This is a genomic window from Halobacillus rhizosphaerae, assembly GCF_046719735.1.
Classification (GTDB): Bacteria; Bacillota; Bacilli; order Bacillales; family Halobacillaceae; genus Halobacillus_B; species Halobacillus_B rhizosphaerae.
Genome location: NZ_JAUTWQ010000001.1, coordinates 141,062 through 152,790 on the forward strand (window position 1 = coordinate 141,062; position 11,729 = coordinate 152,790).

Annotated in this window: 13 protein-coding genes and 2 tRNA genes; 12 read left to right on the forward strand and 3 right to left on the reverse strand. The window is 38.9% G+C overall.

Annotated features, from left to right (window positions below; translation table 11 throughout):
• The first annotated feature begins 130 nt into the window (after positions 1-130).
• The 12 genes from Q7A53_RS00665 to Q7A53_RS00720 all read left to right on the forward strand — a co-directional run bounded on the left by Q7A53_RS00665 (position 131) and on the right by Q7A53_RS00720 (position 9,202).
• Positions 131-2,455, forward strand: a complete 2,325-nt coding sequence (locus Q7A53_RS00665) for a sensor histidine kinase (protein WP_411787184.1) — start codon at positions 131-133, stop codon at positions 2,453-2,455.
• A complete protein-coding gene (locus Q7A53_RS00670) occupies positions 2,452-3,102 on the forward strand; it encodes a response regulator transcription factor (protein ID WP_411787185.1) in 651 nt (216 codons plus the stop codon). Before Q7A53_RS00665 ends, Q7A53_RS00670 begins: the two co-directional genes overlap by 4 nt.
• Positions 3,103-3,195: 93 nt before the next feature.
• Positions 3,196-3,420 carry a helix-turn-helix domain-containing protein gene (locus Q7A53_RS00675; RefSeq protein WP_411787186.1) on the forward strand — a complete coding sequence of 75 codons (225 nt, stop codon included), beginning with the start codon at positions 3,196-3,198 and terminating at the stop codon, positions 3,418-3,420.
• Between the two features lie 179 nt (positions 3,421-3,599).
• Positions 3,600-4,043, forward strand: coding sequence for a MarR family winged helix-turn-helix transcriptional regulator (locus Q7A53_RS00680; RefSeq protein WP_411787187.1), 444 nt, complete (start codon positions 3,600-3,602; stop codon positions 4,041-4,043).
• Between the two features lie 16 nt (positions 4,044-4,059).
• The gene (gene racE / locus Q7A53_RS00685; RefSeq protein ID WP_411787188.1) at positions 4,060-4,884 is read left to right on the forward strand and encodes a glutamate racemase; all 825 of its coding nucleotides are present in this window, start codon (positions 4,060-4,062) and stop codon (positions 4,882-4,884) included.
• A gap of 96 nt (positions 4,885-4,980) precedes the next feature.
• Positions 4,981-6,048: a GerMN domain-containing protein gene (locus Q7A53_RS00690; protein WP_411787189.1), complete on the forward strand. Its 1,068-nt coding sequence runs from the start codon at positions 4,981-4,983 to the stop codon at positions 6,046-6,048.
• 146 nt (positions 6,049-6,194) lie between these two features.
• Entirely contained in the window at positions 6,195-6,962 is a 768-nt protein-coding gene (gene rph / locus Q7A53_RS00695; protein ID WP_411787190.1) for a ribonuclease PH, read from the forward strand.
• Positions 6,962-7,567 (forward strand): XTP/dITP diphosphatase, encoded by a 606-nt coding sequence (locus tag Q7A53_RS00700; RefSeq protein ID WP_411787191.1) that lies wholly within the window; start codon positions 6,962-6,964, stop codon positions 7,565-7,567. The genes rph and Q7A53_RS00700 overlap by 1 nt, the downstream gene beginning before the upstream one ends.
• Positions 7,568-7,573: 6 nt before the next feature.
• On the forward strand, positions 7,574-8,101 hold the full coding sequence (locus Q7A53_RS00705) for a metallophosphoesterase (RefSeq protein ID WP_411787192.1): 528 nt from the start codon (positions 7,574-7,576) through the stop codon (positions 8,099-8,101).
• 208 nt (positions 8,102-8,309) lie between these two features.
• A tRNA-Gly gene (locus Q7A53_RS00710) sits at positions 8,310-8,383 on the forward strand.
• A 27-nt stretch (positions 8,384-8,410) separates the two neighbouring features.
• Positions 8,411-8,484: transfer RNA gene (locus Q7A53_RS00715), tRNA-Arg, on the forward strand.
• A gap of 265 nt (positions 8,485-8,749) precedes the next feature.
• Complete coding sequence (locus tag Q7A53_RS00720; RefSeq protein ID WP_411787193.1) at positions 8,750-9,202, forward strand: CBO0543 family protein; 453 nt, start codon at positions 8,750-8,752, stop codon at positions 9,200-9,202.
• A gap of 974 nt (positions 9,203-10,176) precedes the next feature.
• Here the strand turns inward: Q7A53_RS00720 and Q7A53_RS00725 are convergent.
• From Q7A53_RS00725 to Q7A53_RS00735, 3 genes are all read right to left on the reverse strand, one after another.
• Positions 10,177-10,296, reverse strand: a complete 120-nt coding sequence (locus tag Q7A53_RS00725; protein ID WP_411787194.1) for a YjcZ family sporulation protein — start codon at positions 10,294-10,296, stop codon at positions 10,177-10,179.
• Positions 10,297-10,649: 353 nt separating this feature from the next.
• Complete coding sequence (locus Q7A53_RS00730) at positions 10,650-10,811, reverse strand: Spo0E family sporulation regulatory protein-aspartic acid phosphatase (protein WP_411787195.1); 162 nt, start codon at positions 10,809-10,811, stop codon at positions 10,650-10,652.
• Between the two features lie 250 nt (positions 10,812-11,061).
• Positions 11,062-11,712 (reverse strand): exosporium glycoprotein BclB-related protein, encoded by a 651-nt coding sequence (locus Q7A53_RS00735; RefSeq protein WP_411787196.1) that lies wholly within the window; start codon positions 11,710-11,712, stop codon positions 11,062-11,064.
• Positions 11,713-11,729: the final 17 nt, after the last annotated feature.

Here is an 11,729-nt window from a genome sequence, read left to right on the forward strand (position 1 = left end):
TTCATTTATTCATGTAAGACCGCTGCACACTATGTGCAGCGGTCTTTTCTATGAATCAAGTAAAATTGCATGAGTGGCCATACATAGTATAATAGACATGACTGATTAGAATAAAGGTGGATGTTTAGGTATGAAAAGTATTAAATGGCAACAGGTTGCTGTCTTATTGTTCTTTATTCTTTCGTCCGGTTATCTTATTATGATTGCGGTCACTCACCCTTTCCTGGGGATAAACCTGGAAGAAAGAAATGGAGGATGGTCGATAGTATCCATAGACCGAGAAGGCTGGGCAGCCCAGCATAATCTGCCATTAGACGCGTCGCTAATTTCTGTAAATGGTAAGGATCCGAATGACCATTTAACAGTAAATATGTTTAACGAATTAGAAATGGCGAAATCCTTTACTTTAGAGAAAGATGGACAGATTTTATCTTTTCCAAACATTGAGGAAGCCAGTCCAGTCCACTGGGCACTATATATTATTCTCCCTGGGTTGTTTTTTCTTGCCGTTTTAGCGATTTCTTATTTAGTTCACCAGCGTGTTCCCAGGAGATTCTCTGCTCACCAGCTTACTTTATTCTTTCTAGCGATAGCTACAGGGTATTTAAGCAACAGCGGGGCAGTAAGAGATGATTTATATAGTACTTTTCTAAATACGGGACTTTTCTTAATTTCCCCGGTCATACTCATTCACTTTCTATATAACTACTTTAATGAATTGGGCGTTTCTTGGTTCTCAAAGAAACTCGTTTACTTTTTATATGCGGTGATACTGATTGTCTCAGGTTTTGAAAGCTTCTTTCTCTTTTCTCATGACTATCCAGACAGCTTTAATCCTGTTCCAGCATACATTTTGTCTGTTCTTTACTTGAGCTTATTTTTTGTCATCTACAGAGGGCTTTATTTACACAGGGCTACTGAATATGGCACAATTTTTAAATATATGAGTGTAGGGATGACAATAGCTTTCTTTCCTTATATTTGGCTATATTTGCTGCCGACGCTAGTGTTTAAGGAGGCAATTATCCCGCTGGAGATAGCAGCAATTTTTCTAATCGCATTACCGGTCACATTTATGTATTTAATTACACGTGAACGGCTGATCGATATAAGTTTTGTAATGAGCCGGTTTAGATACTATTTTTTATTATCTATCATTCCAAGTATTATAATAGCTCTATTCTGTGGATTTATAGCAAGGATTCCATTAAACATGATTACTTATTTCCAAATTTATCTAGTTATTCATCTGTTATTAATTAGCTTCTTGTCTTTAAAAGAAGTCTTAGACTTTAAGCTGCAGCGCTTCTTGTTTGCTGCCCGCTATAGTTATCATGAAAGTATGCACCGAATTTCCAGGGATATGAAGAACCAGTCGAATGCAGTGGATCTTATGAAAGTTTTAAGTGATGAAATAAGAAATGTGTTACATGTAAAAGAAATCTATATATATTCTAAGCATAATAACAAAAATGTTTATTGTGTTTACGAGCAAATGCCAGCGGATATATTACAAGATCTTGATGGGCAGCTGGATAAACAAACTTATGACATTGGCACGATCATAGAGACGAATAGAGGTTTTGGAGTCATAGTAGGCTATTCATTAGAAAAGCTAACCATGCTTTGGTGCCGAGGGAAAAAGGATTTTACAACTTTAAACCGTGATGAGAAAACTTATCTTCAGACCATTTCTCACAATGCGAATATTGCGATTGAAAATATGAGCTTAATTGAGGATCTTGTCAAGGAATTGCGAAGACTTAGAAATGATCAGACACAGCAATACCCTGCTTGGCTCTCGAGATTACTGTTCACCATTGCAGAAAATCAAAGAAAGCAACTTTCCGTTGATTTACACGATACTGTTCTGCAGGAACAATTGTATTTATACCGAAAGATGGATGATTTAATAAGCAGCCATAGGTCTGCTTCTGCTACCTTGCAAGCTGAATTAACGATGTATAAGGAGTCCTTACTGGATAGCATTCACTTAATTCGCGAAACTTGTAATGAGCTTCGACCCGCTTTTATAGAGGAATTAGGTTTGGTGCAATCTCTTAAGAATCTAATTAACCAGTATCAATTACGGTCAAATTTTACAGTCTACTTTACAAACATTGGTTTTGATGCTGAACTTGATCAGGAAAGAATATTAGCGGTCTATCGAATCGTGCAGGAGCTTCTTACTAATGCTGTTAAGCACTCTGATGCTAAAATTGTAAAGTTAAGTTTATCCAACGACCAAGAACAGGTGAAGTTATTATATTCCGATAACGGTAAAGGAATGGATTTTTCTTTTCGGCGAGACTTGTTTTCCCATATAGGTTTATCAGGGATTGAACAGCGAGTGAACGGACTTAATGGTCAGTTAACGGTCAATACAGCTTTGGGTGACGGCTTTAAAATGACGATAACTTTTCCGTTCACGGTGAATAAGGAGGTTCAAGTATGAATCGAGTATTAATTGTTGATGATCATCCAGCTGTTGGTGCAGGTACGAAAACTATGTTAGAACAAGAGGAAGATATGAAAGTTGATGTCATCTCAGAAAGTGAAGAAACGAAAGAGCTTTTAGATAAAGTGAGTTACGATATATTACTCCTGGATTTATATATGCCAGGTATGAATGGGGTAGAATTAGCGAAAAGCATTCGCAGCACCTATCCTGACCTTACCATTCTAATTTATACAGGCTTTGATTTGAGTACACACTTCAATATGCTAGTGGAAGAAGATATTAATGGGTTTGTCAGTAAAACAGCGACCCGTGAACAGTTAGTTACAGCAATTCGATGTGCTTTGCGAGATGAAGTAGTCATTCCTTTACATTTGTTCAAACAGCTAAGGCGCTCGGAAGCGAGTATAAGTGATCTAAAAGAATCTCCTGATGGGCCAAGTCTTTCCCTCAATGAAAAAGAACAATCCATTTTGAAAGAAGTTGCCTCTGGATATACCAACCGAGAGATCGCTCAGGCACTGCATATGTCACAGCGCAGTGTAGAGTATACACTGACAGGAATATTTAATAAACTAAACGTACGATCAAGAACGGAAGCATTGTTTAAAGCTCAGGAACTGGGGCTTGTGTCAAAATCTTGATTTGCCGGCACAAGGCGGATGCTGAAGTCATACGATATTTTGACTAAATAATTCCCCTCTATAAGGCTCAGGACAACAAGGAGGGGTACGCTTGTGAAGGAGGACGGCTATCGGCCAACGCAAATTCTTACCAAGCGGGAGCGAGAAGTATTTGAGCTTCTGGTACAGGACAAAACGACAAGAGACATTGCCAATGAACTGTTTATCTCGGAAAAAACAGTTCGTAACCACATTTCAAATGCCATGCAGAAACTGGGGGTAAAGGGACGCTCACAAGCAGTTGTAGAACTGCTTCGTATGGGTGAACTCGAACTTTAGAAATAATACATCAGTCAGCAGGAAATTTGATTAAAGGGTAGAGGCATGCCTTTCAGGTAGTGAAAATTCGCTACCTGAAAGGGTTTTTGTCAGAGTATAAATTACAAATTATCCTTGATATTTTTCTCAATTAACGTGAGAATGAAAATTACAGATTAAATGCGATAGGAGTGCTGAAAATGATCAATTCGACATCCCAGATTGCTGAAGTCGAAAAAGAATTAAGATACATAGCAGGGATCATTAAGCAAAGCGGCCGGGAGATATTAAATCATTACCCCATAACGGCTCCTCAGTTTGTTGCTTTACAATGGCTGTTGGAAAAAGGGGATATGACCATAGGTGAACTTTCCAGCCACATTCATTTAGCTTGCAGCACAACTACAGACCTTGTTGATCGAATGGAAAAGAATGAATTAGTCGAACGAATTCGTGATCCTAAAGATCGACGGATCGTAAGAATTGATGTACTTGATAAAGGAAAGCAGATTATACATGAAGTCATTGAAAAACGTCAGCATTATTTAGAAGGCGTGCTGAAAACAGTGCCGGAAGAAGATGTAGAAACTTTGAACCGGTTATTACAAGTCCTTCACAAAAATATGCTAGGAACGGATGATTAGGGAAAGAGGGATAGTTGTGCGAAAGCCAATTGGTGTGATCGATTCTGGAGTCGGCGGTTTAACTGTAGCGGGAGAATTAATAAGGCAGCTGCCTAAGGAGAAGTTTATTTATTTGGGAGACACGAAACGCTGTCCTTATGGCCCGCGGTCGGAAAAGGAAGTAAGAAAGTTCACATGGCAGATGGTGAATCATTTACTGGAAAGAAATATAAAGATGTTAGTTATAGCTTGCAATACAGCAACAGCTTACACTCTTACTGAACTTCAGGAGCAATTATCTATCCCGGTAATCGGTGTTATTGAACCTGGGGCTCGAGCTGCAATCAAAGTGAGTCAAAATAAACGGATAGGTGTTATAGGTACGGAGGGAACGATCCAAAGTGGGGCTTACCCATCTGCCCTTAAAACTATTGACCAGACGATTCGTGTGAACGGGCTTGCCTGTCCGCCTTTTGTTCCAATGGTAGAGAACGGGATTCTGGAAGGTCCGGAAGCAGAGGACATCGTTGCTCGTACCTTGAGTCCTTTAAAGGCAATGAATCACATTGATACTTTAATTCTCGGCTGTACTCATTATCCATTGATTAAACATTTAGTTCAACGTGAAATGGGCGGTCATATCCAGGTTATTAGTTCAGGAGAAGAAACTGCACGGGAAGCTAGTCTTATTCTTGCCTATCATAGAGATTTAGAAGCGGGAAATGACATTCCTGTCCATGAATTTTATACGACCGGAGATATGGAGAAATTTCGTCTGGTTGCGGATCGTTGGTTTGATGATCCTATTCAGTTCTTAGAATTAGTTGAATTAGAACACGTGAAGAGCTCTGCTTATTATTAATAAGCAGAGCTTTTAATATTTTTCATGAATTCTCTGGTCTATTCCTTTCGAAGGCTCGTATATATGGTAGTACAAACTATCACAGGAGGGAATCGTATGAAATCGCTCGGGATCAAGCCTTTATCGATTGCGGTCTTATTAAGCACAGGCTTACTATCTGGCTGTTTTTTTGAAGGAGAGCAGAGTTTAGAGAAAATGGATACTCCACCGGATAAAGCAGCAGTTAGTAACTCTGATATGGATAGTACGACAGTACAAACTGACAAAGAAAAGACGGATGGAGAAGAAACAAGCAAAGGCACAGTATCCCGTGACATATATTTGCTTGATTCAAATGGACTGGTGGTACCTCAGACATTGGAATTACCTGCCTCAAAGGAAGTGGCTTTGCAATCCCTGCAATATATGGTTAAGGATGGTCCTGTAACGGAACTTCTCCCTGAAGGTTTTCAGGCAGTTCTGCCAGCGGGAACCGAAATTAAAGGAATTAATTTGAAGGACGGTACATTAACGGTCGATGTTTCAAAAGAATTTGGAGAGTATGCGCCTAAAGATGAAAAGAAAATTCTCCAGGCTCTTACTTATACCCTGACTCAATTTGACAATGTAGAGCGCTTAAAGCTTTGGATAGATGGAAAAGAACAAAATACCATGCCGGTGAATGGTTCACCAATCACTGAAGGGGTTTCTCGTTCAGATGGAATCAACATTCAAGTCGGCGACCAGACGGATTTAGTGAATAGTGAGGCCGTGACGGTGTATTTTCCCTCTCAGAACGACCAGCAAATTTATGATGTTCCTGTTACCACCCGGGTAAAGAAGGCAGATGATACTTATGAAACTGTCGTGCAAGCATTACTAGACGGACCAGAACTCGGAACTGCTTTACAGCAGCCTTTTAATGAAGAAGCTGAACTGCTTAGCACAGACTTAAAAGATGGAGTTCTAACTTTAACTTTTAATGAAGGTATATTAAGCGGCGAAAAGCCAAAAGCCATAGCAGATGAAGCATTGTCCAGTTTAGTATTGAGCTTAACGGAAATGAAAGAAGTAGAAGCTGTACAAATAAAAGTGGAAGGTGCGGATGAAGTTTTCAATGAATCCGGCCAGCCTTTAACAGAACCGGTAACTCGTGCAGATATTACAGCAGCAAAAAGCCTATAGAAATTAAACATAAAGGCAGAGTCACTATGAGATCATAGTGGCTTTTTTTATTCTCAGTACTTTTACAACACGAAGCGACTACTACGGATAAATAATCTATGTTAAGATGGGCTAGGATAAAGGTGAAGAAAAAGGAGGACTTTTTCATGAGAAACGATCAGCGAAAAGTCAATGAATTACGTTCTATTACAATAGAAACAGACTACGTTAAGCACCCTGAGGGGTCCGTACTAATAAGCTTCGGAGATACAAAAGTTATTTGTAATGCCAGTGTGGAAGACAGGGTTCCCCCATTTCTACGCGGACAGGGCAAAGGGTGGATTACCGCTGAATATGCGATGCTTCCTAGGGCTACTGAGCAAAGAAACATTAGAGAATCATCTAAAGGAAAAGTTTCTGGCAGAACGATGGAAATTCAACGGCTGATTGGCCGGGCGCTTCGTGCTGTTGTAGACTTAGATAAAATTGGCGAGCGAACTCTCTGGGTTGATTGCGACGTTATTCAAGCAGATGGAGGTACCCGCACTGCCTCCATTACAGGGGCATTTGTTGCTGTGGTGCTTGCCTTTGGGAAAATGGTAGAAAAAGGGAATCTGAAATCTCTCCCGGTTAATGACTTCCTAACGGCAATTTCTGTTGGAGTTCTTGCAGATGGAAAAGAAATTCTCGATCTTTGTTATGAAGAAGACAGCAAGGCTGCTGTAGATATGAACATTGTGATGACAGGCGAAGGTGAATTCGTGGAATTGCAGGGTACGGGAGAAGAGTCAACTTTTACTATGACTCAGCTTCAAACCATGCTCTCCCTTGCTCAAGAGGGCGTAGAAAACCTAGTCCGTCTCCAAAAAGATGCCATTGGAGAATGGGCAGAAGTGATCGAAAAGAAAAAGTCTGCAGGAGTCGCAGGGAAATAATGAAAGAACTTATCATTGCTACAAAAAATGAAGGTAAAGTCAAAGAATTTCGCGATATGTTTTCTAAATATGGAGTTCAAATTAAGTCATTATTAGACTTTGATGAGGAAATTGAAGATATAGAGGAGTATGGGACCACTTTTGAACAAAACGCTGCTATTAAGGCAGAAGCCATCTCTACGGAGTATAACGTCCCCGTTCTTGCCGATGATTCTGGTCTTGAAATTGATGGACTTAATGGAGCGCCTGGTGTCTACTCAGCCCGCTATGCGGGGGAAGAGAAGGATGACCAAAAGAATATAGAAAAAGTACTAAGCGAATTAAAGGACTCAACGGAAGAAGCTCGTGCTGCCAGGTTTGTCTGCGCAGCAGCTGTAGCACGCCCCGGGAATGATACGTTTATCAAAAAAGGTTTCTGTGAGGGGCGAATAACGCTCGACCAAAGAGGGGAAAATGGATTTGGCTATGACCCTATCTTTGTACCCGAGGGTTCAAACCGGACTTTAGCAGAGCATACTCCTGAGGAAAAAAATTCGATCAGTCACCGAAAACATGCTATCCTTCAATTAGAAGAATGGATAAAAGAACAAGCAGAAATGGAGTGATCCATCATGCCTAAGGTACTGATTATCAGTGATAGTCATGGATTAACAGAAGAATTGATGGAAATTAAGCAGCGCCACGAGGACCAAGTGGATGCCATGCTGCATTGCGGCGATTCTGAATTAGCAACGGATTCTGAGGAACTTCAAGGCTTTTACTATGCTAAAGGTAATTGTGATTTTGAAGCAGACATGAATAATGAACAAGTAGTCACTGTTAAGGACTTGACCTTCCTTGTGACCCACGGACATTTATTTCAAGTGAAAACCACTTTAATGCCGCTCTCTTACCGTGCTGAGGAAGTCGGGGCACAAGTGGCTTGCTTTGGACATTCTCATATGGCAGGTGCCGAAAAAGTAAATAGTAAATTATTTATTAATCCCGGAAGCTGCAGGTTGCCAAGAGATCGTGAGGAACCGACTTATGCTATATTAGAATGGGAAAACCTTGAGCTAGTAAAGCTGCAATATTATCATGTCAACGGAGAACCAATTAAAGAATTATCAATGGAAACATCACTTGCAGCGAAGAATTAAAACTTTGCTGCAAGTTCTATTGACAAATCATTGAGTTCTTACTATAATAATCCTTGTCCTCAAAAAAGAAGAAGCTATTAAAATAACTATTTCCTAAAGGAAAGATTATCGCATTGAGCGAGACTTTAAACATTTAAGTTTCTTTTAGTGATGTTGCTGCTATACATACTACTAAAATTGAGAACGTGGAAAAAAAGCTATTAATAGTGCGGGTGTAGTTTAGTGGTAAAACCTCAGCCTTCCAAGCTGATGATGAGGGTTCGATTCCCTTCACCCGCTCCAATACATATTTACGTAAGATTATATTTTGTCCCAATAGCTCAGCAGGATAGAGCAACAGCCTTCTAAGCTGTGGGTCGGGGGTTCGAATCCCTCTTGGGACGCTAACTTAAAAAACGCTGAATCTCTTGTATATCAAGAGGTTCAGCGTTTTTCTTGTATTGTGAACTATACATTCTAATCTCCCATTTCGTTCTTTGGGGCGGGATTGGCGCTGGATTTATTCATCATAATAAAGGTATTTTGTAAATCAACTTGTACTAATTGGGATTCAGAGTTCCCATTTATTTTGAATTCGAGAATAATAATTTTGAATAAATAATTTTTAATGGGCTAAAATAATAAAAATTAATAAAGGGGGAATGAAGCTTGTGGAGTAATGTAATCATTGGTTTACTTATACCGACCGGAATAATTATATACTTATTCAAAAAAAGTCAGAAACTAACTTTGCTCCTATATCCGTTGGGAGTAACTATTGCCGTTGGAGGGTGTGATTGGGGGGATGGTTATTTTTGGGATGTTTCGCCCTTGAATACGCAAAACCCATCATTATCTTCTTTTCCGTTTAATATAGGGTATTTTCCCTTATTGGCTACATCATTTGGCTATACAAAAGAAAAAAAGATAACAAAAACTCCTCTCCTTATTTTTATCTTCACAATCATTACCACGCTCTTGGAATTATCAGCAGTTTTATCAGGTAAAGTTGTTTATGCTCATGGATGGAATATATACTTCACTTTTGGGATTTATATAGCAGGTTTCATTGGTACAACCTGCTATATAAATGCATTGAAAAAGTATGGGATCCTAGAATAATCTGGAGAAAAGGCTCAATGATAAATAAAGGAACTTCAAAATCTGAAGTTCCTTTATTTATTACTATTTTATTGTGATTTTTTATGAATGACTAGAAGAAGTCCAAGAATTTTACGAACTATGTCCGATTAGCAGCAACTTACTATGTTCCTAATAAATGGCTTCAGGGCCCCCTCACGATGAAAGTGGTAGGGTATAAGATCTCTAAAGGGAACCCTAAGAAGAAACATGCAGCTTCGGAAACAGGAACGCTGAGACCGATAACATAGCTGTAAGTCGCTAACTATGTGAAAGCAATTAAGGATGCTTTGAAGAATGTGATTTGGAAAAGATGTTACTCAAGTGTCAGGAATAGTCATTATAGAGAAAATAGGATTGTTTGATCATCAAGATATAGAAAGCTCTTAGTCGATCATATCCCTTCTTGAGTGCACGAAAGGACTCCATACGAAATAGTTTGTACCAAATTACTTGGAGGAGTACGCCAAAAGGATACAAAGGTATCATGTTCTAAAGCAAGGAAGTTGTTCTTTAGAGAAAAGGAGTAAGAACAGATAAATAGCAATCCAGCTTTACAACTGAATTGCTATTTACTCAGGTGAAGGGAGAGATTAGGAACTGTAGGAGGTTCTGAAAAATCCAATCACCTTATAAAGTAAGTATACGGGTTTTTGAGCATTATATGATTGAAAAAAAGCCGGAAGAACTCAGGTATGTCATTGGAAACATAGTCACACATTATATTCTTCTTTAGTGAACATCATTTTAGTAAGAGCAAATCATTAGTAAAGAAGTAAGTACGGAAGTCACTTTTAGGGGCTAAGCCTGCTCATGGTTGCTTATCCCAAAGGCGGGGGTTGGGCTAGCCCTTTTTATAATATGCATGACTTATGAATTTGATTAAGATAAGAAAAAAATTTATATATAGCAAGAGCCAAGGTTAGGGACCCTGGCTGCAGTTTAAGACTTTACTATCAATAAAAACTAGCACCAACGATGATTAGCAAAATAAACAAAACAACGACTAATACAAATGTACTGCCATATCCGTAACCATATCCACAACCGGATCCGCAACCGTAACCATAGCCCATATTCTCACCCACCTTTATATTCATACCACATGATATTCATGTAGAATAATTTTGGAAAGATAAGTGCCCAGGGGAAAAGGAAATTTTACTACATAAATCCAAAGATCTAGGCTTATGACTCGAATGTGGCAATTCGATTATAATATGAAAGCTTCTCGTATGAAAAATGATTCCAACGATCTGTAGGATTAAAAAATGGACGTTGTCTTATTTAAGTCTAGCTCAAAATTAACGAAAAACTGAAGGGATTAAATCAAAGGGTGTTACTGATCTTTTAAGATAAAACCTGTATGAGAAGATGCAATGGTAAAACAAGAAACAAACAATAAAAGCCTCATCATTCTGTGGTGCTTTTATTGTTTGTTTCTTTGCAGTAGATTAAGCAAAACATCTAATCTCTGAGAAATTTCCAGAATTTCTTCGTATGAATGTGAATTCTTGTATGCTTCATACATTGTCTTCCTTAACTCTTCGATTTCAATTTCTAGGTTTCGTTTGTTAACCAATAAACCCACTCCATGTTCTTAAGTTATCTTATGACCATGTTACCCTAATCAAATGGAATAAATCGGTTTATGTATATTATCTTAGAATTTGTTTATTTTAATACTTTTGGAATGGGCAAATAGAAGGTTACTACTAAGGGAGGAGTATATTAGAGAATTGTGAATATAAAAGTATAATAACAGATTGCCTCGAGTAGCTAGATAAAGTATAAAGGAACTTCATGATTATTGAAGTTCCTAATGAATTTCTTGAAAATAGTTATTTAATATTAACTCCTGCACTAGCGTATCCGGCAACTGTACCCACAAGAGTAACTCCTTCTACTGTTGCGGAAAATACCATCAAAAGTCTGTCTCCTTGACTTACAGCTACAGATAAATCTGACAAAGTACCTCTTGCAATGTCCCCTAAAGTTATTGGTGCGTCAATAGTAGGGGTTAACGTGACTAAAGTCTCTGGAATGGCAGTGAAAATATTCGTTGATGGATCAGCAGATCTATACAGTTGTGCTTGGATGGTGGTATCACCTAAAAGAGTGACAGATGCCGTAGCACTAAAGTAAGCAGCAATAGATGTGATAGTGCCGTCACGAGGAACAGAAAAAGCGAAATTTAAAAGTGTTCCGCCGGCCCCGGTTAAATCAATTTGATTACTCCCCAGTAAAGTTACTCCAGTAACGCTACTTCCAAAACCCACAAGGCTTGTTGTTCCCACTAATCCTTCTGCAACTGTGGTTAAAACTACAGGCAAACCTGAAGCATAAGGTATGATGGACCCTGTATCAGTGAGGGTTGTATCCCCATTGGTATTTGTGCTTCCAGGACCACAGCAATTATCTGGTCGGAAATTAGATCTTCCACCAATGGCTTGTATACTTTGCGCCTGGTTAACTCGGATTCGTTTATTCATTTTTTTCCTCCTTCAAA

What these genes read in the sequence shown, in the direction of transcription:
- Q7A53_RS00670 (WP_411787185.1), top strand. Translation starts at nt 2,452, where the DNA reads ATGAATCGAGTATTAATTGTTGATGATCATCCAGCTGTTGGTGCAGGT.
- Q7A53_RS00700 (WP_411787191.1), top strand. Translation starts at nt 6,962, where the DNA reads ATGAAAGAACTTATCATTGCTACAAAAAATGAAGGTAAAGTCAAAGAA.
- Q7A53_RS00690 (WP_411787189.1), top strand. Translation starts at nt 4,981, where the DNA reads ATGAAATCGCTCGGGATCAAGCCTTTATCGATTGCGGTCTTATTAAGC.
- Q7A53_RS00725 (WP_411787194.1), bottom strand. Translation starts at nt 10,296, where the DNA reads ATGGGCTATGGTTACGGTTGCGGATCCGGTTGTGGATATGGTTACGGA.
- Q7A53_RS00735 (WP_411787196.1), bottom strand. Translation starts at nt 11,712, where the DNA reads ATGAATAAACGAATCCGAGTTAACCAGGCGCAAAGTATACAAGCCATT.
- Q7A53_RS00705 (WP_411787192.1), top strand. Translation starts at nt 7,574, where the DNA reads ATGCCTAAGGTACTGATTATCAGTGATAGTCATGGATTAACAGAAGAA.
- rph (WP_411787190.1), top strand. Translation starts at nt 6,195, where the DNA reads ATGAGAAACGATCAGCGAAAAGTCAATGAATTACGTTCTATTACAATA.
- Q7A53_RS00680 (WP_411787187.1), top strand. Translation starts at nt 3,600, where the DNA reads ATGATCAATTCGACATCCCAGATTGCTGAAGTCGAAAAAGAATTAAGA.
- Q7A53_RS00665 (WP_411787184.1), top strand. Translation starts at nt 131, where the DNA reads ATGAAAAGTATTAAATGGCAACAGGTTGCTGTCTTATTGTTCTTTATT.